This window comes from Streptomyces sp. NPDC020299 (genome assembly GCF_044387825.1).
Taxonomy (GTDB): domain Bacteria; phylum Actinomycetota; class Actinomycetes; order Streptomycetales; family Streptomycetaceae; genus Streptomyces.
In genome coordinates this window covers 647491-670771 of record NZ_JBIRWL010000002.1, presented here as the reverse complement: position 1 = coordinate 670771, position 23281 = coordinate 647491, and the positions used below count along the sequence as shown (strand labels likewise).

Sequence of the window (23281 nt, the reverse complement as noted above, 5' to 3'; positions counted from 1 at the left end):
CGTGCCGCTGCCGCATGCCCGAAAGCAGTGAAGGAACACCGTGTTCACCAAGCTCTCCAAGGTCGCCGTGTCGGCCGCAGTCCTGGCCGCCGCGGTCGCGATGGCCGCTCCGGCCCCCGCGTCGGCTGCCTCTGACCCGCTCGGGTGCGCGCGTACCGCCGTGCACTTCGACCTTTCCAAGGGCCAGACGCCGGAAAACATCGCCCTGAGCCCAGACGGCACCGCGTACGTCAGCCTCGCCAAGGCCCGTCAGGTCGCCGCGATCTCCCGCGGCGGCAGCGTCCGGATCCTGGCCACCCTGCCCGCGCCCGCCGACGGCGGCATCCACACCCCGGCGCTGGGCTTCCCACTGACCACCGGCGTCGTCCGCGCCCACGACGGCACCTTGTATTTCCTGTACGCCACCGGCACCGCGGACCTGACCGGCGTATGGCGCCTGCGCCCGGGCGGCCGACCGCAGCGCATCGCCGCACTGCCCGCCGCCGGCCTGCCCAACGGCCTGGCCCTGGACCCCCATACCCGCACCCTGTACGTCACCGACTCCACCCTGGGCATGGTCTGGCGTGTGCCGGCCTCCGGCGGCACCGCTACCGCCTGGTCCACCGACCCGGCGCTGGCCTCCGCCGGGTTCCTCGGCGCCAACGGCTTGAAGATCCACAACGGGGCGGTCTGGGCCACCAACCTCGACAAGGGCACCATCGTCCGTATCCCGATCCTGGCCGACGGGCGCGCCGGCACCGCCCAGGTCACCGCCACCGGCCTGACCGGGATCGACGACTTCGCCTTCACCGGCCACGGCGACCAGATCATCGCCGCCCTCAACACCGTCAACCAGGTCGCCCTGATCCGGCCCGACAGCACCCGTACCACCGTCCTGACCGCCGCCGACGGCCTCCAGGGCCCGACTTCCATCGCCCTGCGCGGCAACACCGTCTACGTCATGAGCGCCGCCTACCTCACCGCGAAGGACCCCAACCTCATCCTCGCCCACCTGGGCGGTTGAGCCCCGCTCAGCACAACTACCGTCAACGCACCGCGGCCGAGCCCCCCGGCCGGCACCGATCAGTCCGCACCCTACGGAGAACCCCATGCCCGACATGCACGAAATCACCCTGGGCGACGTCACCGTCACCCACATCGAGGAAATGCACGGGCCGATCATGCCTGCCGGCCAGTTCTTCCCCGATTGCCAACCGGTGCCTTCGGCGTCTGGAAGACCGGGACCTGGTTGAACATGTGGCCGCCGCGCAGACGTCAGGGGCGTCGCCGAATGGCTCTCGAGGGCGGGAGTTCCGCGGCTTCCTGCACGGGCGGGCGTGGACGCATGCCGAGGGGCCGGTGGCGCTGTTCAACCACTCGGTGACGTGGCTGCGGAAGAACCGGGTGCTGCTGCCCGGTGTTTCGGTGTTGGCCCGGCAGGTGTCGGAGGCCCGGACGGTTGCCGAGCGGCGCTTGTACGAGGCGGTGGCCCGCGCCGCGTCCCGGGCCGATACGTCGCTCGCGCCGGCGCTGGCTGAGCTGCTGGTGGTGCCGGAGGGCAAGCGGGTCTCGGAGCTGGAGCGGCTGCGTACTCCGCCGACGAAGTCGACGGGTACGGCGATGGTGCGGGCCATGGAGCGGGTGGAGGAGATCTCGGCCTTCGCGCTGGGGCGGGTGAACCTGTCCAGAGTGCCGGTGAACCGGCTGTCCACGCTGGCCCAGTACGGGCAGTTGAGCAAGGCGCAGACGATCGAGCGGGCGCCGAAGCCGCGGCGGACCGCGCTGTTGACGGCGGTGGTGCGTCAGTTGGAGGCGCAGGCGGTCGACGACGCGCTGGACCTGTTCGCGGTGCTGATGGCGATGAGGCGTTGGGTGAAGGCGCCCAGGGCAGCCGGGCCGGACAGATATAGGCCCGTCTCGCGCAGTGCCCCGAGGCGCAGCTGCTCCGGCCGCCGAAGGTCTTCACAGAGGTACAGCGATGACGATCGCCGCCCGCCGGCGGCGACGTGGTGGTGGAGGCCGTGGCGGGCACGACCCGGCACGTGGGCCGAAGCATCCGAGCCGACCGGCTGCCTCAAGTCCAGATAGCAGCGCAGCCGTACACCGGGCTCGCCCGCGTCGCGGGTAGTGTGCTCCGCTGTCGCCGTCGCCCACCGGTCGGCGAGCAGCTGCTGGAAGGACAGGGCGGTGGCGTCGTCGGCGGCCGCGACGTCGATGACGAGCAGGCCCGGCTCGCTCACGTGCGCCTCGTGGATCGGGTCCATGTACGGCACTACGCCCGGTCACCCCGGGAGAGCTCCGCCGCTGCCGTGTCTTCACCCCACCGAGTGGCAGCCCGTCAGGGGCTGTCGCCGCCCTCAGTCCCCAGCCGGCCGGATGGCCGGGCGCGCGTCGTCCTAGTCCACGTCCGCGTCATGCCGCGCACCAGCTGGCGCGTCGTGCGCACCCCGGCCTCCGACGCCCAGGTGCCGGTGCCGGTGCCGCTACAGGATCCGGACTGGATCGCCAACCGCTCCCGGGAAGAGCACGAGTAGACGGAAGGTCGCCGACTCCCTCACTGGCATTCGACCCGCTGGAGGAAGCTCGACAGAGCAAGGCCCGGACCAGGTGTTCTGGGCCTTCCGTCGTGCCCCGGAATCTTTCCTCCCGGTCGCTGCTGTCCGGGTCCCGGCTTCCGGCCCTACGGGGTGAAGGAGCCGTGCCCGGCAGGACGAGACGCAAGCACCCGAGTCCTGTCACTGTCCCGCCCGCCATGTCGAATTCACGCCGGAGGCAGTACCGATGACCACCCGCCAGACACCGGGGGCAACACTCGCGCCGATCGCCGCTACGCTGAACACGCCATCCTGGGCCAGGGCCGAAGCCCCACAGGGACGCTCTCAAGCAGAGAGCCGCAGAACCGCCGACCGCGAGGCGCTCACCACCGCCACGCGGACGACACCACCACAGGTGTCCGCTGTCCTCGATCCCTCTGCTCAAGGGAGCAGCATCAAGACCCGGGACCACGTTCCCGCGCCCGTCCAGCCGGCCGCCCCCGCGCCCGTCCCGCAGCAGCCCGCTGTCGGTGCTGGCCTGACCGCCGCGATAGCCCAGGGCACCGCCCAAGGGGCCGCCCGGTCCATCACGGCCCGGCTGGTGGACAAGTTCCTCACCAACCCGCAAAACTGGCTCAGAGCCCTGTGGAACGCGCTACCACAGCCCTGGGAGTAGCCACAGCGGCGGGGCAGGACCAGCCTGCCCCGCCGTTGCCGCCGCCCGGACGTCAGGCGGCGCTGAACTCGTGGGCGGGGCCACCGCGCCACTCCACCACTCCGGGTCGTCCAGGATGGCCCCGGGTTCGGCGACGCCTGCGCCCTCGAGGAACACAACCGGGTCGTGGTCCTTACCGACCGGCGAGCTCACCGGGACGCGCTCAACCTGGGGCGATGCGTCGCGGTCGTGTCAGGGATGGCCTGCTTCCTTCTCGGATGTCGGGCCGCAGGTAGGCACCCTGAGCCTCGCGGCCACCCGGTGTCACGGCATGCCCGCACCGTGACGCCCCGGCTGCACACTGCGGACGGGCTACGTCATCAACTCGATGTGCGGATGCTCGGGCTCCGCCGGGCAGACGAACAGGTGCTGCCGGTAGCCGCTGCCTATCTGGACACCGGTCGCGTTGTAGCCGCGGTGGCCGGGGTACGGTCCAGCACCTGGGTGGGGGTGCGGAGACCAGCTGTTCCCGGCGTCGTCCCCTTCCTCGAACGTGGCGACGGTCATCAGGACCTCCATGCCGGTGCCGCACTCGGAGCAGGGCTGCGGGCTGGGGTCGGTGGAGTTCCAAGCGGGCCAGCCGCCGACCTTCCAACCGGGTGCGTTGGACAGCACACAGTCGTAGTACGTGTCCGGGTCCATGTCTTCCGCTGCTGCCTGCGGCACACTCCACTGCTTGAGCTGCTCCCGCAGTTCTTCGCTCAGCTCCAGATGGTCGGGGTACTCGGTGATCTGCTCCGGTTCGAGCACGCACGGTTCCGGTAGATAGCCGTCGAACTGCACTGCGGGCGGCTCGGGGGGCGTGTCGAGAATGTCGGTGACGGCGGCTGCCGAACGCCAGAAGAGCAGGGTCCTGGGCATGATCGGATGATCGAAGGGGCACCACAGAACCTGCAGCAGGTCCTTGCCCTCCGGCGGGCTCAGATCGGGCACATCCCTTGCGTACAACTGCGCGACGGGCAGCATCGCTATGGGGCCGTCGTACGCCTGGACCGCCAGCCTCACCGGATACGTCCGAGGGGGCCGGATCCGCTCGAGAGTCTCCCGTTCCTCCGGAGTCAGGTCCCGGCCGTGCGAGGCGGCGAAGATCCGTCGTTCCAGCCGCAGATCCGCCGGGGACCGGGCTGGGTTGATGCCATCCACCACATGCGGTTCCTCGCAGTGCGGCCACGGCTCCTCAGCGGGCCACAGCAGCGGCCCGCCGATCGAGCTGTCGTGCCACGTCGGCGCCCCAGGGCGGGGGTGCAGGCGGGTCGCCGTGCGGGCCAGCGGAGCCAGTTGGGGAAAGACCGCGGCAACGTCGATCGGCCGTGGCGGAGTGACAGGAGTGACATTCATGGCCGCAATCTTGCCAATCGCCTCTGACAACGGCCCTCGTGGCCGCCCCACGAAGAGTTTCGGCACGGGCGTCACCCGGGAGAGCGCTACCGCCGGTCCGTTGCCGGCAGATGGCCCGCGAGCAGGTCCACGATCGCCGCGTGGATGTCCGTCCACGCGCGCGGTTCGTCGCCACGTACCACCTGGACAGGGACGACCTTGGCGTCCATTCCGTCCGCACCGCCGCCGGTCAGGAGATGGTCCATCACGATCTCCATCGGCCGGCAGGCCGTGGCCGAACCCCTTGAAGTTGAGCATCTCGCCGATGGTGAGGTACGCAGACGGCCCTGATGCCGCCCCACCGAGGGGAGGGCGGCACCAGGGCCGATCTACGGATAACCGTAGCGCTGAAGTGCTGGTCAGGGGCGGCGAAGCGGCAAGCCGGGCTGTTCGCGTGAGGCGGGGACTTCGGGGGCGTACGACACGAGGTCGGGCACGGGCCTGCCGCTTCCCGGCTGGTCAACCGGGACGCACACCGCAACGGGACCGCCGCACCTGCCTGGACCACGGCCCTGTCCCACATAGGCACCGCACTCAACCGCGCCCTTGCCGACAGCGCCTTCACCGCAGGCACCGATGAGACGAGCATCGACCTCTCCACGCGCACCGGCGACGGCGGCACAGCGGTCCCCCCGATCAACAGCCACAGGAGCCAGCCCGCGCCGCACCCGACGCTCCCGAGCGCCCGGGTCCCCCCGCCGCCACGGCCCGCTCCGGCCGCACGGGCCCGCTGACCACGGTCAAAGGCGAGCTGCAGCCACCCGCGGGCAATACCGAGGACCCGCGGCCCTTCCGGCCGGCCGGTACGGCCTGCACAACGGGCGCGCTTGATCACCCAGAAGCAGACGCTGCCCCCGGGCACCTTGTTCCAGCGCAGCCGTTGAGGGAAGGGGCTGCCTGGCCGACCTCCTCAAGCGCCGGATCCTCAGATGTCTCGTATGCCCTGTTGCCCGACCGTGGCATCGGGTGCCTGAACACATCCTGACTGCCGCGGTGGATCACCCGCCCCGCCGGTTCCGTGCGCGCACCATGACTCCATGCACACGCACGCACATGCTCTCCGCATAACGGTCTTCCGTCCCGCCCCTGCCCCCGCGACGGAAGAAGACCGCCATGCACGCACCAGCTCCCACCGCCACACCGGCGCCCACTGACCGTGCGACCGCCTGGCTGCGGCGCCGTCTGGGCCGGGCCGTCGTCCTGTCCTACGCCGCAGCCCTGCTCGTGCCGGGCCCCGGCCTGTGGCTGCGCCACTCCCACGCACTGCCGCTGGGACCACTGATCCGACTGCCGGTGTCCACCGCACCATGCCTGCTGTGGCTGGTGTTGTTCTCATCCGGACTCCAGGTCCCCGTCCGTGAGCTGGTCCGACTCCTGCGGCGCCCGAGTGCACTGCTCGCCGGGCTCGCGCTGCACCTGGCGATCCCGTTGCTGGTCATCCCGCTCATCGCGGTCCTGCTGCACGCCTCGCCCGACTCCGACGGCGGCAGCGGCCTGGTCACCGCGATGATCCTGATCACGGCGATGCCCGTCGCGGCCGGCGCCACGGTGTGGACCGGCAAGGGCGACGGCGACCAGCCGACCATGATCGGCCTGGTCCTCGCCTCCACCCTCATCAGCCCACTCACCACACCGCTGGTGATCGAGCTGCTGTCTCCGCTGCTCAGTGGCGGCTACGCCGGCTCGCTCGCCGCGAGTGTCCACACTGCGGGCGGTGGCTTTACCTTCGTCGGCGTGTTGCTGCCCTGCGCGGCGGGCATCCTGATCCGGCTCGCCCTGCCCGCGTCGTTGCTCGGCCGGGCGCTGGGCGCAGTCGTGCCCGTGGCCCTGGCCGGCTCACTGGTCCTGACGTACGTCAACGCCAGCGGCGCCCTCGGCTCCTTCGTCGCTCGGCCACGCCCGCTGCTGCTGGGCGCCGCGCTGGTCGTGGCTGCACTGGTCTGCCATCTGTCGTTCCTGCTCGGCCGCTGCGCCGCGCGGCTGCTGCGGCTGGACCCGCCCGCCACCTCCTCGCTCACCCTCGCCTGCGGCATGAACAACAGCAGCGCCAGCGCCGTACTGATCACCGCCGTGCTCCCGGACAAGCCACACCTACTGCTCCCGGTCCTCGCCTACGGCCTGCTCCAGAAGACAGCCGCCAACCGAGTCGTTCGGGCCCGGCCTCCCACGGTCTTGCGTCCTATCGCCTAGAACATCGCGGTCCCCGGCCTGACGCCGGGAAACCGCAGGGCACCGATGCGCGCAAGCTGTCGCAGCCTGTTCCCAGGATTGCGACAGGCGTCGATGGCTGCGACCGTATGGGTGAAGAGGGATCGGTGCGGGCCGCCCGCACGGGAGGCAGACTTGGTCATCGCGTACCCCCCGCACTTGCGCGAGCTGGTCGAGCGATGCGAGATGCTGAAGCGCTGGCTGGCCGTAGACCACAGCGCCGAGACCGCCCGTCGGCTCGAAGACGCGACCCACGCTGTACGTCGCCCGTCAGCAGATGGCCGAGGCGATGAGACACAAGGTGCCCAACCAGCACTGAAACGCTCAGCCGTAAATGTCCAGGTCGGATGGGACACGCTGGTCGCGGTCCGAAGACGATCAACACGGTCCCAGATCCTCGCCACCACGGATCTGGGACCGCCATCATGCGCGCTAGGAACAACGTACTGCGAACAGCCCGTGCCGAGACCGATGAGTGATCAATCAACAAAACCGGCACGAGCATCACCGCAGCTGTTCATGCGCGGCCCGGACGGTTCCCTCGTCCACCTGCACCAGCTTCGCGACCACCGGGACCCGGTTCCCTGCCGGCGGGCAGGGAACATCGATTCGCTGCAGCTTCTGCCCCTCCTGGTCGGTCAACCTGCGGACGCGGACAGGCTGTGCCACCACACCCGCAACGGTCAGACCAACGAACGTCACCGCACATTCAACCGCGAGGGCGGAAGGCGGTCGGGCCATCCAGGGGCCGCCTGGCTGTGCCTGCGTGCAGGGTCGGGTCCCCGGTCAGGGCTTCAGCGCGGCACGGATGAGAGCGCGCAGTTCATCGTCGGTGACGGCCGTCATCTCCGTGGACCGCAACCGAATGGTGGCTTTTCCACTGATGAGCCCGGGATGGCGGGAGCTGAAGCCACCATCGCGGTCCGTTCCCCACCCGTAGATCGAGACGCCGTGCTGCCAGACACCGATGTGCAGCCTGCGCTTTTCGACCCGGTAGGTGGGCATTCCGTAGGACAGCGCCACGCTCGCCTGCGGGAATTCCTCAAGGATCAGCCCGCTCACCCGGTCGAAGAGCGAACGGTGACCTGGCGCAATGGAGTCGACGTACTCCTGCACAGAGCCCATGCGACCCATTGTGGTCCTCCCGCGAACACCGCTGCTGCAGGCTCGGCCCCTCGCGCACGACCGTCGCGGCTTCATGGCCAGGCCGGGCCGTGCGGCACCAGTGGACTGTTCCCGACCGTCAGGCGGTTGACCTGGGAAGATGGAGAACTGGGCCGGGAGTATCTAGGGTCAGCCCGTGGCTTTCATCATGGTGTGCGAAGACGACGCGGCGGTCCGCGGCGTCCTCAAGCGTGCCCTGGAGCACGACGGCCACACCGTCTCCGTCGCCGCCACGGCCGACAGCCTGCTGCGGCAGCTCGCACCGGCGCCTCATCTGGTCGTCCTGGATCTCGGGCTCCCGGACGCCGACGGCCGCGACGTCTGCCTGGCCCTGCGGGCTCGCGGCGTCGACGCGCCGGTGTTGATGCTCACCGCCCTGGACGGCCTGCATCACAAGGTGGGCGGCTTCGAGGCCGGCGCCGACGACTACATGACCAAACCGTTCGACATCCCGGAACTGCTGGTCCGCGTCCGGGCGCTGCTGCGCCGGGCCACCGTGGCGCCCGCACCGCGCGAGGTCATCCTCGATCCGGCGAAGCACGTGGTGACCTACGATTCGGTGAGCATGAGCCTGACCCCGACCGAGTTCCGGCTGCTGGGCCGCCTGATCGCCTCGCAGGGCGACGCGGTACGCCGCCACGCCCTCATCGCTGCCGGCTGGCCGCACGGGGCGCAGGTCAGCGACAACACCCTCGACTCCTATGTGCGCCGGCTGCGGGCCAAGCTCGGTCCGCTGGGTGTGGCCGAGCGGCTGGCGACCGTCCGCGGCGTGGGCTACCGATGGCAGTGACGGGATTCCGTAAGCGGGTCGTCGCACTCACTGTGCTGATCGCCACCGCCGTGGTCGCGATCCTGGTCGTCGTCTCGCACGTGCTGCTGAGCCGGGTAACCGACGCCGACGCGCACGATCTGGCACGTACTCGCGCCGAGGCGGTCGCAGCGAACGTCACCTCCAAAGGCGGCCGTGTCGTACTCACGGAGAACAGCAGCGAGGCGCTGGACGAGGTCGCCTGGGTTTATGCCGACGGCCGCCTGATCGACGGCAACGTCCCGCCGAGCCTGGTCGATCGCGTCAAGGAGCTGGCGGACTCGGGGCGATCGCAGACCGCGTCGGTCGGCGATTACCTCCTGTACGCGCGGAAGGTCCCGATCCACGGCCACCACGTCATGGTGATCGTCCGGGTGGACCTCACTCCCTACGAGACGTCCGAGCAGCGCAGCCTGACCTTGTCCCTGATACTGGGCGGCCTCACGATCCTCCTCGCCGGCGGGGTCGCACACCTCGTGGTGCGCCGCGCACTGCGGGTCGTGCACGACATGGCCGCCCTCGCCGACGACTGGGGCCAGCACGAACCCGGGCGCCGCTTCAACCTCGGCGTCCCCCGCGACGAGTTCGGGGAACTGGGGCGGACCCTGGACCACCTCCTGGAGCGCGTCGACAACGCGCTGGCGGATGAGCGCCGGCTCACCGACGAGATCGCCCACGAGCTGCGGACACCGCTCACGGTCCTGCGGGCCGAGGCGCAGCTGGCGCAGCTGTCCGGCGAGCCAGTGCCGACGGAGGCAGTGCTGAGCGAGGTCGACCGCCTCGATACGGCGATCACGACGCTTCTGCGCGCCGCGCGCGCACGGACGGACAAGGGGACCCGGTGCGACCTGCGCTCCGCCGCACGGCAGGCGATCGCCGGCCGCGCGATCGAGGTCGCCTTCCCCGCGAAGGTCGAGGTCGCCGTGGCGGCCGACGTCGCCGTGTCGCTGCTGTCACCCCTGCTGGACAACGGCCTGCGGCATGCGAAGTCCCGGGTGTGGATCACCGCCCGCGACCAGGGCGAGACCATCGTGGTCGATGTCCTGGACGACGGCCCCGGAATCGATCCCGCGGACGTCGACCGGGTCTTCGAAGCGGGGGTGACCGGCGGCGGCGGGTACGGGCTGGGGCTGCCGGTGGTCCGGCGCATCGCCGCCTCGGCCGGTGTGGAGGTCCACGCGATCGCGGACGGCCGCGGTCACGTCGAGATGACACTCCCGGCCGCCCGTGCAACCGCGTAGTCAGGTTATGTGCAGATTCCCCGCGTAAACCTCCCCGCATGACAACGACAACGGAAGCACGCACGCGCAGCGGGCGTCTCATGCTCAACAAGGTTCCCGAGGTCACCCTGTGGTTCTGGGTGATCAAGGTCCTGTGCACGACCGTCGGTGAGAGCTTCGCCGACTGGATCAACATGAAGCTGGGCGTCGGCCTGGTGAACACGGCCTGGATCTTCACCGCGGTGTTCGTGGTGGTCCTGGCCGTCCAGCTGCGGCTGAAGCGGTACGTCCCGTTCCCCTACTGGATGACCGTGGTCGTTGTCAGCGTCACGGGCACCCTGTACACCGACATCCTGACCGACCAGCTGAACGTGCCACTATGGATCAGTTCCGCGGTCTTCTCGGTGCTGCTCGCGGTGGTCTTCGGCGTGTGGTGGCTGCGGGAGCGCACGCTGTCGATCCACTCGGTCACGACGCTCCCACGAGAGTCGTTCTACTGGCTCGCCGTTCTCGTCACCTTCGCGCTCGGCACCGCGACCGGCGACTGGACCCTCGAGCTCACCGGCTGGAGCCCGGGAGCCTCGGTCCTGCTGCCGCTCGGCCTCATCGCGGCGATCACGCTGCTGTGGAAGTTCGGCGCCAACCCGGTGCTGTCCTTCTGGCTCGCCTACATCCTGACCCGCCCGCTGGGCGCGAACATCGGCGACTGGCTCGCCTCCCCCAAGGTCGCCCAGAACCCGGGAGACCCCACCGGTCTCGACCTGGGCACGTTCACCACCAGCCTGATCTTCCTGGGCCTGATCCTGGCGACGGTGGTCTACCTGACGGTGACGCGCTCGGACGTGACCGAGACCCACGAGGCGACCCACGCCGCACCGGCCACCAACAACCCGCGCAAGGAGCGCACCGCGCTGGCCGGCTTCGGACTGCTCGCCGTCGCCACCGCGGGCCTGCTGGTCTGGGCCCACGGCCAGCCGCACGTCGGTCCGGCGCCGGAGGAGGACAACACCTCCGCCGTCCAGATGGCTCCCGGCCAGGCGGTGAAGAAGTTCCCGCCCGCCAAGGTCGCCGCGCTGAAGAAGCTCGCGTCCACCTCGCTCAAGGACGCACGCTCGGGGAACGCAGCCGGGGCGCACGCGGCAGCCCAGTCGCTGCGTGACCTGTGGGACGCCGACCAGGCATCGCTGCAGCCGCTGGACCAGACCGGCTGGACCTCTATCGACGCCCAGATGGACAAGGTACTCAAGACCTTCGGCATCGATCACTCGAACCCGCCGATGTCGCCTGCGCAGCAGGAGAAGGAACTGAACGCCCTCCTGACGGACATGGGCTGACAGACTGCACAGCGCCCGGCCGGCCCACCTGGCCGTCGGGCTCAGTGTGCCGAGGCAGTGCAGAGAACCGCGCTTCCTCGGCACACGCCGGGGAGCCTCGGACACCGCAATGCGGCCGCAGCCTCGCGTGGGGCGGTCGCTGACCGGATGGCGTGGATCGAACGAGTGCAGGCCCTACCGCGCGAGCAGACGAGGGCCGCTCAGCTCTTCGCCCCCGCCCCATCGCTCCAGCCGCAGCGCTCGAGCCGGTAGCCATGCCCTCGGAGCGTGCTGATGTGAGGCAACCGGCAAGGGCGGCCGGACTCCTCGGCGGCCTGGCTCAAAGGCTTCCGCGGCATCGCCACCAGATACGAGAGACCGCCACCTCCTACGAAGCGGCGGTCACCCTCGCGGCATTCGTGCTGTGGGCAAGATCCGTTTGAAGACGGACCCTAGTTAGCCGGTCGGCTCGTCGGCCAGCAGGACAGCGGGCGCGTTGGCCAACGCCACGGCCAGCCCGGCCCGGGCCAGCTCGCCACCGGACAGCTGCCGGGGCAGCGCATGCATCCGTTCGCCGAGGCCCACCTGGGTCAGCAGCTCTTTGGCCGAGGCGACGCGTTTGCGGGCCGCAGCGCGCTGCGGCAGGCGGACGTTGTCCCGCACGCGCAAATGCGGCAGGAGATTGCGGGTCTGCAGCAGTACGCCGATGTGCCGGGCGCGCAGCCGTGCCCGCTCGGTCTCGGGAACGCGATGCTTCGCAGCCTGTCCGAACTCCTGCGCCACGAGCGCGACTTCGCCACCAACGCCTCCTACCAGCTCCGCACGCCGCTCACCGGCTACAAGTCACGCTACCTAGCGGATCAACCGTCCAGCGTCGGCTGCGCATCACCTTGACGTTGCTGATCGCGTGAGTGGGTGCACGGTCGTCGTCCCCTGCGCTGCCCGCCACTTCAACGCCCTCACCGAGCGCCGCCTGTGCGTGCCAGGTTTCGGCCGGCAGGCGGTGCAGGAAGCTTCCCTCGGGCTTGCCTTCGTGGGCGTGCAAGAGGTCGCCGTCGGCGAGGCCGCGCTCCTCAAGCCCAGTTCCCGCGTGGTCAGTGGCGGTACTCGCCACGGTGGCCGGCGCAGCCTGTCCACGGCCGCGGCTCTCCGGCACAGCACCGCAGGGCCACGCGGTGCGAACCAGTACGCAATGGCGACTGGCCGGCACCGCGTCAACGCGTCGCGCTTCAGATGACTCCGAGGAGTCCGTAGCCGCCCAGGAGGGTGTTGTCTTGCTGCGGGAATCCGACGGACGGGGCGGTGATCATGCGGCTGCCCTCGGCGGTGGGCCCGTCGGTGCCGCCCGGGAGGACCCAGACTGCGCCGGTGGAGCTGTTCTTCTCCGCGGCGCTGATGAAGAGTTCCGGTTTGCCGTCCTTGTTGATGTCGCCGACGGCGACGGTGGTGCCGAATGAGTCCTCGCCCTCGCCGACTCCGGGGATGTGGGCGGTGTCCTCAGTGAAGGCGTAGGCGCCGCCGCCCAGGGCCCCGGCGCGGCGGCCGGGGATGACCGTCACCTGACCGGCGTTCCTGCGGCCCGTGTCCTCCATCGGTGAGCCGACCACGATGTCCGCCAGCCCGTCACGGTTGAGATCGGCCACCGTGAGGGCACCGCCGAATCTGTCCTCCTTCTCGCTCGCACCAGGAACACCAGGGGTGTTCTGGGTCAGCTGCACCGCTTTCGCGTCCCGCGCGATGCCACGCGCCGAGCCGTACCACAGCAGCACCCGGCCGCCGAGCGCACCGTCCACTCCGGCCTTGTCCGGCTCGTCCGGGTCTCCCACCACGAGATCGGCGTATCCGTCGCCGTTGACATCCCCGGTGGCCGCGATCAGGCCGTTGCCCGTCTGCTGCGCGCCGCCGATGACGGGGTCGATGTACACCTCGCCGCCGCTCAGCCCGCTCAGCCGGACGGTGACGGCCACCTTGTCCGGGAGGCCAGCGTGGTCGAAATCGCCCAGCGCGACACTGCCGACGGAAGCGGTGTCCCGGTTCTCCACGGCCTCCCCGTAGGTGCCATGGCGGCTGAACGGCCCCGTGAAGGCCATTGACCCCTCGTACCCGGCGACGAGCACCTCGGTCTTCGCACCCGGGCCGGTACTGAGCGCTGCCACGTCGAGGCCGTAGTACGCACCGGCCGTAGTCGCCGGCAGGTCCGTGCCGGAGGTCAGCCCGCTCTTACTGCCCCACAAAATGGTCACCGTGCCGACATCCTCACCGCGGGAGGTGTCCTCATACGGTGCGGAGACCACCAGATCCGCATAGCCGTCCCGGTTCAGATCGGCCGTCGCGGTGGCGGCACCGAAGCCATCGTCCGCCTCGGCCGTCCCCGGCACACCTGCGGTGTTCTGCGTGATCGTCGCCCGCCGGGACGTCGACAGCCCCGCCTTCGATCCGTAGAGCACCACCACGGCACCGGCTCCCCGCTTCCCGGCCACGTTCGCCCCCGGCGCCGGCAACACCGCGTCACGGTACCCGTCGCCGTTGAAGTCGCCCGGCACCGCCCCGTGCACAGCCACCGCCGGCGCGGCCGACACCAGCGGAGCACCCACGACAACGGCGACCAGAAGCGCTGCCGCTCGCCAACCGCCGTGCAGACCATGTCTGTTCACCATCAGACTGAGTTCCCCTCCCCCTCGGCGCACCTGGCGTGCGCCGCAGTCAGGGCATCGTAAAGCCAGCCCCGCGAAGCACCCGGAGCCGCCCCCGAAGGACCTCGCACACGATGATCAGAGAGCGCTGAGCAAGCCCCCCCCCGAGGCCGGAAGCGTGACGCAACCTGACGGCCGCATCACACTCGCATTTCGGCCGCACCGGAACCACGGCGGCGACCACACCTCACGGTCGACTCTGCGCCATGGCCCAGAGCATCTGGCCGATCGGACACCGCCCTCCGCATCGAGGACAGCACGGGACACCACCCCATCAGCCGAGTCGTACCGGCATCGGACGCGGTCCCCCGAGCCGGAGCAGTCCGGGTCTCGTGCCTTCAGGGGGTGAGGCGGTGCCAGATGAAGATGCTGCTCTGCAGGCTGGCGAGGGATGGCCGGCGCAGCACGGACCGGATCCGCTCGGGCCCGATCAGGACGACGGGCATCCGGCGTCCACGCTCCTGGAACAGGCCTGCCCGGAACTGGACCGAACCCACGACCTGGTACGTCAGTTCGCCGCCATGCTCGACACCCGCGACGCCGCTCCGCTGCCGGTCTGGCTCGACCAACTGGCAACCTGCGGCCTCCCGGCCTTGTCCAGCCTGGCCAAGACCATCCGCAAGGACCAGCCCGCCGTCGTGCAGGGCATCACCACTCCGTTCAACTCCGGTGTCAACGAAGGCCGCATTACGGACCTGAAGCTCCAGGAAAGAATCATGGCTGGCCGCGCCGGGGTTCCGCTGCTCCGCCAGCGCGTCATCCTCATGTCCCTGCTCCGACGCCGCTCCTCGTGACGGAGCGTCACCGGCGGACGGTGGCATACACCGACTTCATGGAAATCTTGCCAGGGCCAGAAAAGTGCTCAGGCGTGTACAGACGAACGTGTTCAGCCGTGGGACCGGGAGGACAACCCCGCGGCTGTGGGGTGTCCGCGAGCGTCCATGGCTCGACGGCGGTCTGCACCTGGAGCACGCGGGCGTAGGCTCTCAGGGATGCGGATAGGGGAGTTGTCCAAGCGCACGGGCGTGAGTCCGCGCTCACTGCGGTACTACGAAGAGCAGGGCCTGCTGACCAGCTCACGCTCCGACGCGGGGCAGCGTCACTATTCCGATGCTGCGGTCCAGCGCGTGTCACTCATCCGGCAGTTGTTCGACGCGGGTATGTCCAGCAGGGTGATCGCGACTGTGCTGCCGTGTGTGGACATCCCGGGTGACCTGGGCGTCGCCGAGGAGACGTTCACGGCGATGATGCGCGAGCGCGACCGGATCGACGCCGACATCGCGCACCTGATCGAGACCCGGGATGCACTCGACGTGCTGATCAGGGCCAACAGCCGACACCGGGCGGAGCTGTCCACGGCCCCGGAAGCGGTGGCGCAGTCGGCCTGATGGTGTGATCTGCATCTCAGCCGGTTGCCCTTCACATCAATGTCAGAGGTGAGGATGGCGACAACGCCCGGAATCACCGGGGCGGTCATACGAGAGGCGGCGGAAGATGGGTCAGGCGTGGGGTTTCGACAGGTATGGCGGGCCCGAGGTGCAGGAGTTCTTCGATCGTCCCGACCCCGTCCCCGGTCGCGGCGAGGTGCTGATCCAGGTCGACGTCGCCGGCGTGAACCCCCTCGACCACCTTCTGCGCTCGGGTCTGGTCGACGGGCTCGACGGCGGGCGTCCGTTTCCGCGCGTACTGGGCATGGAGGCAGCCGGAACCGTTCTCGCCCGGGGCGAGGACGTCAACGGGCTCGAGGTGGGTGACGCGGTCTTCGGCTTCGCACTCACCGGTGGCGGCACCTACGCCGAGACGACGGTGCTGTCCGCGCCGAACACCGCACGCATCCCGGGGGGCCTGTCCGCGACCGTGGCGGCAACGCTGCCAGTAGCCGGGACGACCGCGGTGGACGTGCTCGACCAGCTCAGCCTCCCGGCCGGTGCCACGGTCCTGGTCAACGGAGTCGGGGGCGGGGTCGGCCTCGCCGTCGCCCGGCTGGCTGTCGGGCGCGAGCTGCGTGTGATCGGCACCGGGAGTACCGCCAAACGCGATCACGCCGAGGCCATCGGGGTGCGGTTCATCGACTACACCGCCGAGGACGTCGCCGCCGCGGCACGCGAGCTGGTTCCGGACGGCTTCGACGGGATCGTCGACCTGGCCGGAGGCACCTCGCTGCGGACGGTCGCTCCGCTGGCCCAGGATCCCCGCAACGTCATCGCTGTGGGTGATATGTCTGTGCCCGATCTCGGTGGGCGTTTCGTCGAGCGTCGCGTCGACCGCGAGAACCTGGAGCGGTCGGCCCGGCTGGCCCTCGACGGACTCCTCGCGCCCGTAATCACCGCGGTCCATCCGCTCTCCGACGCCCCGGCCGCCCTCGCCACCGTCGAGAACGGTCACACCTCGGGCAAGGTTGTCATCAAGGTGGCATGAGAAGTGCCCGGCCGTCTGACGCTGTCGACCGTCCATTGCGGACTGACGAGAACCCGTGGTCAGCGCATCATCAGCTGAGCACGTTCACCTGTACGGGGTTGAAGTGCCAAACCGGCACCACAACTTCAGCAAACGACCCGCCCACCCGCCGCCACCAGGCCCGCTCCCCCACTGAAACCAAAACACCAACCACCGAAAACCAACCGCCGAACATCAACAACCGTGCGGCTCTACGGTCAGGCGCAGTCGGGGACGCCATCGATCTTGTGTCCGCCCCGGATGTAGATGTTGCTGACCCATCCACCCGGGACGGATCCGTTCGGGTCGAGGAAGGTCCACCAGTCGTTCGTGGTCCCCTCGGCGGTAACCGACTGCCCCTGCTTCTGGCAGGTGGCCTGACCGCTGACCTGAGTGACGCGGCCCAGCAGACGGCAGCTGGTGGACGGGCGGTTCAAGCAGTTGTTGGCCGACTCGTAAGCACGGACGGCCACGTCGGTCCCCCACACGTACACCGCCACGGTGGCTGCGGCGCGGGACGTTGCGGGTGCCACGGACGCGGTGGGCGTGGGCGCCGGGGCCGCGCTCGCGGAGCCTGCCGGGATGACGACACCCATGACGGACGCGGCTGAGACGGCGGCAGCGGCCAGGGAGATTCTCTTGAGACGCATGGTGCTCCTATGTCAGTGACTGATGCAAGGAGGGCACGTGCGAAGAGCGATGAGCAGGCGGCGACTTGATGCGTAAGCATGCGAATCGTAGGGCCGGTGGGGATGAACTGACAGAGCGGACGGAAACGTTGACCCGATTCCGCCCGTCAGGCGGCGTCAGCGCTGGTGGATGCCGCATGCGTCCCGCGCTGTGACTGAAAGACAGACGCCATCCCTATCCGTTGCCCCACGCCGACGCGCATACCGGCGTGGCCCCGTCGCCGTCCGCTCCCTGGGTGCCTTGCCCGATCGTCGTGGGCAAGGCCGACGGGCTCGTCCCGACGGAGACGGAGCCTCTCCAGCACTGGTCGGGTGGCCCGAGGGAGTCCACCCCCGGGCTCCCACGGAACGGAGCGTGACAGTCTCCCGTCACTCCGCTCTTGTCACTCTGATCACCAGAAACACGGTGTCCATGCCCAGTGGGCGAAGAGCCTGGGATGCCGGCTGGTGATGCGCTGCCAGCACCTGTGGGCTGCCTTGAACGACCGAAATCGCTTGTACTTCTTGCGGATCCAGCGCATCAGGGAGGACTTCTCCGGTGACTTCAACTGGTTCATCGGCTCCTCCCGGAGAGCGTCCGGTTGGTCAAACTCCCACAGTCACGAGTGACCCGGCCCCTTCGCTCCACCCCCATTACAGGGGCTTCAGCACTACTACGGGCCGGTCCGCCGACATGCCCCGCGCCGGTACTCAGCTCCTCACGGTGTTCGCCGCTTGGAGCGCTCCCTCTCGCACCCCACCGAGATGCAGTGTCGGGGCATGACTTCCCACGTTCCGTACAAGAGCAGCAGATCAGGCTCACGTCACCTCCATGCCGGACACCGCCTGGCCGGTGAACGGGAATCCGCCAGACTCATCCCGAAGCAAAAGCCATCGCCCCGGTTTTGATGCCACTTGAGTTGGATAACGACACGTCGTCAGTGATTCGCTCGCGCTCGTCTTCCTGATCCCTACCTGACACTTCAAAGAATTGCTTTTCCACATCGCTCACCACGGTCGCGTCGCCGCTCCCGCAGCATGTGGCGGTTTGGAGCCTCCCCCCGCAGGGCGGCTCCGAAGGGCCAAATCCCTCATCTCTTGCACAGCATCAATCGCAGCGGCTCTCCTACATTGAGCCCCTCCTCTTGTTCGTGGCACACAGCCATTTCCAACCTCGTACTGAAGCTGCGAGGTGGAGCGTCTGGATGAAAATCCCTTGCGACCAAGGGTGGTGATCGCCCTACGGTTGCTCCCCGTGACCATCGAGATGCCCTACCAGCCACTTCCGATCGACCAGTCGGACGTGCGCTACGTCCCTGGCCCCGATTCCGCCCTACAGCCGGGCGTGCCCGCCGGCGAGACGGTCGAGTTCGAGTGGAGGGGCAGCGAGGTCTACCCCGGAACCTTCCGGAAGTTCTGGATCCACGTGCCTGCACAGTACGACCCAGCCGAACCGGCATCCTTGCTGGTGTTCCAGGACGGATGGTGGTACCTGGACCCCGCAGGGGAGGTACGCGGCGCGATCGTCCTGGACAACCTCATTCACCGCGGCGTCATCCCCGTCACCATCGGCGTGTTCGTCGATCCTGGCGTCTTCCCCAACGCGGAGAATCCGAAGAACCGCAACAACGAGTACGACGCCTTCGACGACCAGTACGTCACCTTCCTCCTCACCGAGATCATCCCGCAGGTTGCGGAGCGCTATGCCATCGCCCAGTCGCCCGAACAGTGGGGCATCTGTGGCGGGAGCAGCGGCGGCAACTGCGCCTTTACAGCCGCGTGGCTGCGTCCGGACAAGTTCCGCCACGTCATTGGATACCTGTCCAGCTTCGCGCAGATGCCGGATGGCAATCCCTACCCAGACCTCATCTCCCGCGTCCCCCGCAAGCCGCTGCGCATCTTCATGCAAGGCGGCCACCGCGACCTGCACTGGAATGCACCACGGTGGAACTGGCTCGCCGAAAACCTGCGCGTGGCAGCCGCTCTCGCTGAAGCGGGCTACGACTTCCGCCTTGTCCTGGGAGACGGCGGACACAGCCCCAACCACGGCGGGGTCCTGCTGCCGGACGCTCTGCGCTGGCTGTGGCGGCCCAACGAGGATTGATCGATATATGCATCGCCCAACCTGGCGCCGGCTGCGGTGAGGTGGGCTGCACCCTGGCCGCATAAAGGCGTGAACCTCTCGGTAGGCGAGTTCACAGCCCAGATCACTCGCTTGACCAGGAGCGTCGTCGTGCCTGCCTACCCATCCGCGATCGACCTGTCCAGCTCACCCTTGCGCTTCCTGACCGAGCAACTCGCCATGCATCGCCGACAGGTCGGCACCCGCTGGCGGCGCCTACCCCCGTATCGGCAGGCCCTGATCTCGACCCCGCTCGACGCTCACCCATCCGGGAAGCCATCGCCAGGGCGTACAGCCTCATGTGTAGGTACGGCCGTACCTGACTGAACACACAGACGTGTATGCCGACAACAGGTCGCTTCGCTGGTTTGGATCCTCACATGTTTCCAGTCCCCGACCCTGCTTATCCCAGCACCCGTCCGAGGAAGCCGCGCAGGTAACCCGTGACGACGTCCAGGTGGCTCTCCAGCAGGAAGTGACCGCCGTTGATCAGGTGCACCTCCGCGTCCTTGGCGTCGCGGGCGAAGGCCCGCGCGCCCGCCGGGCCGAAGATTTCGTCGTTGTGGCCCCACACGGCGAGCACCGGGACCTCGCTGGTGCGTAGGAATTCGTGCAGCAGCGGGTAGAGCGGGCGGTTGTTCTGGTAGTCGCGGAACAGCGCCAGCTGGACCTCGTCGTTGCCCTCGCGGGAGACGAGGGCGAAGTCGTGCTCCCAGGTGTCCGGGCTGACCAGGCTCGGGTCGGGCACGCCGTGCAGGTACTGCCAGCGGATGGCGTCGACGCCCAGCGCGGCGCGGACGGCGGGTTCGGTGTCGGGGCCGGGGTTCGCTCCGTAGGCCCAGACGTCGCTCCAGAACGACTCGACGAAACCGTCCTCGTAGCCGTTGCCGTTCTGGGTGACGAGGGCGGAGATCCGTTCGGGGTGCTGGAGCGCGAGGCGCCATCCGATGGGGGCGCCGTAGTCCTGGACGTAGAGGGCGTAGCGGTCCAGGCCCAGTTGGTCGAGCAGTCCGGAGGTGAGTTCGGTGAGGGCGTCGAAGGTGTAGGTGAACTCCCCTACGAGGGGGGCGTCGGAGTGGCCGAAGCCGAGGTGGTCCGGCGCGATGACGTGGTAGTCGTCGGCCAGCAGCGGGATGAGTTCGCGGAACATGAACGAGCTGGTCGGGTAGCCGTGCAGCAGGACGATCACGGGGGCGTCGGAGTGGCCGGCTTCGCGGTAGAAGATCTCATAGCCGTCGACAGTGGCGGTCCGGTGGTGCACCGAGTTCATATCTGACCCCTTTGAAATGCGTACTCTGGTTGGTTCCTCGCCCTGCAAGCACGGGTGTGGGTCAACCCGTCGAATGATTCGATCCAGAGGGAGAGTGGCATCCGATGGACGCGCCGCTGGACCTGCTCAACAGCAGGCCACTGGTCAATGGTCTGGAACTGCTCGAACCCGGCATCGTTCCCCTCACGCGTCGGCGTCCCGACCCCGCGGACGCGGGCCGCACCCGCGACATCGACGAATTCTGCGCGGTGACCGGCAAGCCGTGACCTCGCGGAGGCCTTGCCCTGAGCCGGGTCACATCACGGCGTCGGTCTGCAGTGGGCCCGCGGTGACCCGGATCGTCCGGATGCGCACCGGCTCTTCCTGGTCGAGGTAGAAGATGTGCATGAAGGGGGCGCGCACCACCCGCTCCGGTTCGCTCTTCTTGGCCATGACCGCCTCACCGCGCAGCAGACGGACGCCGTCGCCCGCGGTCCAGAACTCCAGTACCTCATGGCTGATGACCAGCGGCGCGTCGATCTTGACGAAGAACTCCTTGATGGCCTCGACACCGTGGATGTGCGCGGTGCCGAAGTACATGTCGGTGCTGTCGGTCAGTGGCGCGAAGCCCTTGCCGAACTCCAGGGTGTCGATGGCGTCCATGAACTTCAGGACCCAGCCGGGGACGGCTGTCGCTTGTGCGTTGTCTGCCATGGTGCGGACTTCCTGATGGGACTGCGGCGCATGACCCTTGCCAACCGCGCCTTCCCAACCCCAGCCGATCTGAACGCCGCCGTCCCGCGGGGACGCCAAAAGGCCATCGCTGCGACGAAGGAAGAGAACAAGACGGCCACCGCTAGGGGGTGTTTCGAAAGTCCCGCACAGCACCCACGGCGCCCGGCACGCACTCTCGCCGCACCGGCCAAAAACCCAAGTACGTCCAGTACGAGGGCTTTCGTCCGGCACGCCGAGAGCACGCACCGGACACCGCGGGCACCGCACAGGACTTTCGAAACACCCCCTAGCTACTTGCCCCTGAAAAGGTGCTTGGGCTGGTGACGGGGACACCTGCGACCGGTGCTACAAGCGACACGAAAAGACCTGCGCCATCTGTGAACGGGTCCGCCCCGGACACCACATCAACGGTGGCCTCGGCACGTTCCACTGCGACACATGCCGCCCTCGCGAAGAGTGCGCATGTGCCCTGTGCGGCCGGATCGGGAAGGGCAAGGTCTTCTGGCCCAAGGGACCGGTGTGCGACCCCTGCTACAGAACAGCCCTGTCGACCCCTGCACCGTGCGTGTCGTGCAACCGACATCGCATCCTGATCGGTCAGACGGGCCGCCGGTCCAGCCCTCCTCGGCTGGTCCAAGCCCCGAGGGCGTCAGTTTCATGACGGCAGCGCCTGAAGTACGGCTGACGGGAGCCAGCGGGCACGCCCCGGCACAGGCGCCGGCGTCCATGACGGAGGAACGTGCCGTCGCCGACATCGGCGGTGACGCGAGGCCTCTGGTCCTCGATGTCACCGATCCTGTGAGTATCGCCGCGGTGGCGGACCGTATCGACACTCTGGACGTCCTGGTCAACAACGCGGGCGTCTCCCCCGCTGAGGGCAGGGGCGCGCAGGACGAGGACGCCGATACCTTCCGTCGCGTCTATGAGACGAACGTCTTCGGCGTGGTCACGGTGACCAACGCCCTCCTGCCGGCCCTGCGGCGCTCCGCCCACCCCAGGATCGTGAACGTCTCCAGCGGGACCGGGTCGCTTGCGGCCGCGGCCAGCGAGCACTCCGGGTACCGGGGTGCCTTCGCCTCCTACCGCTCGTCGAAGGTGGCCCTGAACGCTCCGACCGTGTTCTACGCCCAGAGCCTTGCTGACGACGGCATCAAGGTCAACGCCCTGGCACCCGGCCTGCGACGGACCGATCTGAACGCCGCCGCCGCGGCTGCGGGCGGGGACCCGGCCGAGGCGGCCGCCGGTGCCGTCCGGCTGGCGATGCTGCCCGACGACGGGCCCTCCGGCGCGTTCTTCTCCTGGGACGGAACACCGGTCCCCTGGTAGCCGCCGGCAAGCCGGGGGCCACATGGGCAGACCCCCTGGCGTGTACTCAGGAGCGCCTGTGGCCGAGAACGGGCAGTACGACGCTGTCGATCACCGCTTCCAGGAAGGCCCGGTCGACGGGCTCTTTCTCGTACACCAGATCGAAGAGTTCCATGCCCGAGGGCGATGTCCTGGTCCTGCCTCAGTACTGGTGGGCTCTCGTATGCAACTGTCACCGGTTCCCCGAGGAGCCCAGGTGTCCGCAGCTGACATCTGCTTCCCGCCCCCGCGGGGATGGTCCCTTGTGCCCAGCCTGGACGGCGAACCCGCCCGCCTGCTCCCCGCGAACGCGAGGGTGTTCCGCACGCCGAGAAGCAGATCGACTCGCTCGACAAGTCCTCCCCGCCGGCGCGGGGAGCAGGACGCCGGGCACGTTGTTCAGGTCGCCCCCGCGGGACCATCCCCGCGCCCGTGGGGGTGGTCCCCCGCATGTCTACGAAAGCGGCCACGGGGATCAATCGAACCGTGATTGGCGCTGAGATTGATCACGCTCCCGCTGTAGCCGGGAGGGCGTTGACGCGGTTCGCGTACTCACGGCGGGCCTTGCGCTGTGCCGGGATCGCTGCGGCGTTGTCGAGCGGCCGGCAGTGGTCGTCGGCGACAAGGAGGATGCCAGCCTCGCCGCCCTGGTCGCCGGCCTGCTCAGCGCGCTGCTGAGCTGGCTCATCAACGACGACGACCTCGGGTCACCACCG

General features: G+C 68.9%; 25 protein-coding genes and 1 pseudogene. 14 read left to right on the top strand and 12 right to left on the bottom strand.

Annotation, left to right across the window (positions count from 1 at the left end; all coding sequences use genetic code 11):
- Nucleotides 1-40 precede the first annotated feature (40 nt).
- The 3 genes and pseudogenes from ACH45E_RS07375 to ACH45E_RS07365 form a co-directional block, all read left to right on the top strand.
- Nucleotides 41-1003, top strand: coding sequence for a hypothetical protein (locus tag ACH45E_RS07375; protein WP_361454887.1), 963 nt, complete (start codon nucleotides 41-43; stop codon nucleotides 1001-1003).
- A gap of 85 nt (nucleotides 1004-1088) precedes the next feature.
- The gene (locus ACH45E_RS07370) at nucleotides 1089-1232 is read left to right on the top strand and encodes a hypothetical protein (RefSeq protein WP_361454884.1); all 144 of its coding nucleotides are present in this window, start codon (nucleotides 1089-1091) and stop codon (nucleotides 1230-1232) included.
- A 52-nt stretch (nucleotides 1233-1284) separates the two neighbouring features.
- Nucleotides 1285-1884, top strand: a pseudogene (locus tag ACH45E_RS07365) (DUF4158 domain-containing protein); the annotation flags it as partial.
- Here ACH45E_RS07365 and ACH45E_RS07360 read toward each other — a convergent pair.
- Nucleotides 1782-2243: a DUF6207 family protein gene (locus ACH45E_RS07360; RefSeq protein ID WP_361454881.1), complete on the bottom strand. Its 462-nt coding sequence runs from the start codon at nucleotides 2241-2243 to the stop codon at nucleotides 1782-1784. The pseudogene ACH45E_RS07365 and the gene ACH45E_RS07360 sit on opposite strands and share 103 nt — an antisense overlap.
- A gap of 685 nt (nucleotides 2244-2928) precedes the next feature.
- Here ACH45E_RS07360 and ACH45E_RS07355 point away from each other — a divergent pair.
- On the top strand, nucleotides 2929-3189 hold the full coding sequence (locus ACH45E_RS07355; RefSeq protein ID WP_361454878.1) for a hypothetical protein: 261 nt from the start codon (nucleotides 2929-2931) through the stop codon (nucleotides 3187-3189).
- 351 nt (nucleotides 3190-3540) lie between these two features.
- Here the strand turns inward: ACH45E_RS07355 and ACH45E_RS07350 are convergent, their stop codons facing one another.
- Both ACH45E_RS07350 and ACH45E_RS07345 read right to left on the bottom strand, forming a co-directional pair.
- On the bottom strand, nucleotides 3541-4566 hold the full coding sequence (locus tag ACH45E_RS07350; protein WP_361454875.1) for a hypothetical protein: 1026 nt from the start codon (nucleotides 4564-4566) through the stop codon (nucleotides 3541-3543).
- Between the two features lie 86 nt (nucleotides 4567-4652).
- Complete coding sequence (locus tag ACH45E_RS07345) at nucleotides 4653-4811, bottom strand: hypothetical protein (RefSeq protein WP_361454872.1); 159 nt, start codon at nucleotides 4809-4811, stop codon at nucleotides 4653-4655.
- A 907-nt stretch (nucleotides 4812-5718) separates the two neighbouring features.
- Here ACH45E_RS07345 and ACH45E_RS07340 point away from each other — a divergent pair.
- The gene (locus tag ACH45E_RS07340; protein WP_361454869.1) at nucleotides 5719-6795 is read left to right on the top strand and encodes a sodium-dependent transporter; all 1077 of its coding nucleotides are present in this window, start codon (nucleotides 5719-5721) and stop codon (nucleotides 6793-6795) included.
- Nucleotides 6796-7599: 804 nt separating this feature from the next.
- Here the strand turns inward: ACH45E_RS07340 and ACH45E_RS07335 are convergent.
- Nucleotides 7600-7938, bottom strand: a complete 339-nt coding sequence (locus ACH45E_RS07335; protein WP_361454866.1) for a DUF1801 domain-containing protein — start codon at nucleotides 7936-7938, stop codon at nucleotides 7600-7602.
- Nucleotides 7939-8113: 175 nt separating this feature from the next.
- Between ACH45E_RS07335 and ACH45E_RS07330 the strand changes: the two genes are divergently transcribed.
- Genes ACH45E_RS07330 through ACH45E_RS07320 form a run of 3 tightly spaced genes read left to right on the top strand, consistent with a single transcriptional unit; the run spans nucleotide 8114 to nucleotide 11339 of the window.
- Entirely contained in the window at nucleotides 8114-8767 is a 654-nt protein-coding gene (locus ACH45E_RS07330; RefSeq protein ID WP_361454863.1) for a response regulator transcription factor, read from the top strand.
- Complete coding sequence (locus ACH45E_RS07325) at nucleotides 8758-10026, top strand: HAMP domain-containing sensor histidine kinase (protein WP_361454860.1); 1269 nt, start codon at nucleotides 8758-8760, stop codon at nucleotides 10024-10026. Before ACH45E_RS07330 ends, ACH45E_RS07325 begins: the two co-directional genes overlap by 10 nt.
- Before the next feature lie 38 nt (nucleotides 10027-10064).
- The gene (locus ACH45E_RS07320; protein ID WP_361454857.1) at nucleotides 10065-11339 is read left to right on the top strand and encodes a hypothetical protein; all 1275 of its coding nucleotides are present in this window, start codon (nucleotides 10065-10067) and stop codon (nucleotides 11337-11339) included.
- A gap of 435 nt (nucleotides 11340-11774) precedes the next feature.
- Here ACH45E_RS07320 and ACH45E_RS07315 read toward each other — a convergent pair whose 3' ends face one another.
- The 3 genes from ACH45E_RS07315 to ACH45E_RS07305 form a co-directional block, all read right to left on the bottom strand.
- The gene (locus ACH45E_RS07315) at nucleotides 11775-12101 is read right to left on the bottom strand and encodes an ATP-binding cassette domain-containing protein (protein WP_361454854.1); all 327 of its coding nucleotides are present in this window, start codon (nucleotides 12099-12101) and stop codon (nucleotides 11775-11777) included.
- A gap of 46 nt (nucleotides 12102-12147) precedes the next feature.
- On the bottom strand, nucleotides 12148-12432 hold the full coding sequence (locus ACH45E_RS07310; RefSeq protein WP_361454851.1) for a hypothetical protein: 285 nt from the start codon (nucleotides 12430-12432) through the stop codon (nucleotides 12148-12150).
- A gap of 115 nt (nucleotides 12433-12547) precedes the next feature.
- Nucleotides 12548-13975: an FG-GAP repeat protein gene (locus ACH45E_RS07305; protein ID WP_361454848.1), complete on the bottom strand. Its 1428-nt coding sequence runs from the start codon at nucleotides 13973-13975 to the stop codon at nucleotides 12548-12550.
- A 368-nt stretch (nucleotides 13976-14343) separates the two neighbouring features.
- Here ACH45E_RS07305 and ACH45E_RS07300 point away from each other — a divergent pair, with 368 nt between their 5' ends.
- The 3 genes from ACH45E_RS07300 to ACH45E_RS07290 all read left to right on the top strand — a co-directional run bounded on the left by ACH45E_RS07300 (nucleotide 14344) and on the right by ACH45E_RS07290 (nucleotide 16429).
- On the top strand, nucleotides 14344-14805 hold the full coding sequence (locus ACH45E_RS07300; RefSeq protein WP_361454845.1) for a hypothetical protein: 462 nt from the start codon (nucleotides 14344-14346) through the stop codon (nucleotides 14803-14805).
- A gap of 198 nt (nucleotides 14806-15003) precedes the next feature.
- Nucleotides 15004-15399: a MerR family transcriptional regulator gene (locus ACH45E_RS07295; protein ID WP_361454842.1), complete on the top strand. Its 396-nt coding sequence runs from the start codon at nucleotides 15004-15006 to the stop codon at nucleotides 15397-15399.
- Between the two features lie 106 nt (nucleotides 15400-15505).
- Nucleotides 15506-16429 (top strand): NADP-dependent oxidoreductase, encoded by a 924-nt coding sequence (locus ACH45E_RS07290; RefSeq protein WP_361454839.1) that lies wholly within the window; start codon nucleotides 15506-15508, stop codon nucleotides 16427-16429.
- Nucleotides 16430-16665: 236 nt separating this feature from the next.
- Here the strand turns inward: ACH45E_RS07290 and ACH45E_RS07285 are convergent, their stop codons facing one another.
- The 3 genes from ACH45E_RS07285 to ACH45E_RS07275 form a co-directional block, all read right to left on the bottom strand.
- On the bottom strand, nucleotides 16666-17097 hold the full coding sequence (locus tag ACH45E_RS07285; RefSeq protein WP_361454836.1) for a peptidase M23: 432 nt from the start codon (nucleotides 17095-17097) through the stop codon (nucleotides 16666-16668).
- Between the two features lie 431 nt (nucleotides 17098-17528).
- Nucleotides 17529-17693 carry a hypothetical protein gene (locus tag ACH45E_RS07280; protein WP_361454833.1) on the bottom strand — a complete coding sequence of 55 codons (165 nt, stop codon included), beginning with the start codon at nucleotides 17691-17693 and terminating at the stop codon, nucleotides 17529-17531.
- A 296-nt stretch (nucleotides 17694-17989) separates the two neighbouring features.
- Entirely contained in the window at nucleotides 17990-18127 is a 138-nt protein-coding gene (locus ACH45E_RS07275) for a hypothetical protein (RefSeq protein ID WP_361454830.1), read from the bottom strand.
- A 243-nt stretch (nucleotides 18128-18370) separates the two neighbouring features.
- Here ACH45E_RS07275 and ACH45E_RS07270 point away from each other — a divergent pair, with 243 nt between their 5' ends.
- Entirely contained in the window at nucleotides 18371-19219 is an 849-nt protein-coding gene (locus tag ACH45E_RS07270) for an alpha/beta hydrolase-fold protein (protein ID WP_361454827.1), read from the top strand.
- A 421-nt stretch (nucleotides 19220-19640) separates the two neighbouring features.
- Here ACH45E_RS07270 and ACH45E_RS07265 read toward each other — a convergent pair whose 3' ends face one another.
- On the bottom strand, nucleotides 19641-20507 hold the full coding sequence (locus ACH45E_RS07265; protein WP_361454824.1) for an alpha/beta hydrolase: 867 nt from the start codon (nucleotides 20505-20507) through the stop codon (nucleotides 19641-19643).
- Nucleotides 20508-20611: 104 nt separating this feature from the next.
- Here ACH45E_RS07265 and ACH45E_RS07260 point away from each other — a divergent pair, with 104 nt between their 5' ends.
- Nucleotides 20612-20773, top strand: coding sequence for a hypothetical protein (locus ACH45E_RS07260; RefSeq protein ID WP_361454822.1), 162 nt, complete (start codon nucleotides 20612-20614; stop codon nucleotides 20771-20773).
- A gap of 28 nt (nucleotides 20774-20801) precedes the next feature.
- Here the strand turns inward: ACH45E_RS07260 and ACH45E_RS07255 are convergent, their stop codons facing one another.
- Nucleotides 20802-21200 (bottom strand): nuclear transport factor 2 family protein, encoded by a 399-nt coding sequence (locus ACH45E_RS07255; RefSeq protein ID WP_361454819.1) that lies wholly within the window; start codon nucleotides 21198-21200, stop codon nucleotides 20802-20804.
- 747 nt (nucleotides 21201-21947) lie between these two features.
- On the opposite strand from ACH45E_RS07255, the gene ACH45E_RS07250 reads away from it, so the two are divergent.
- Nucleotides 21948-22547 (top strand): SDR family NAD(P)-dependent oxidoreductase, encoded by a 600-nt coding sequence (locus ACH45E_RS07250; RefSeq protein ID WP_361457811.1) that lies wholly within the window; start codon nucleotides 21948-21950, stop codon nucleotides 22545-22547.
- Nucleotides 22548-23281 lie beyond the last annotated feature (734 nt).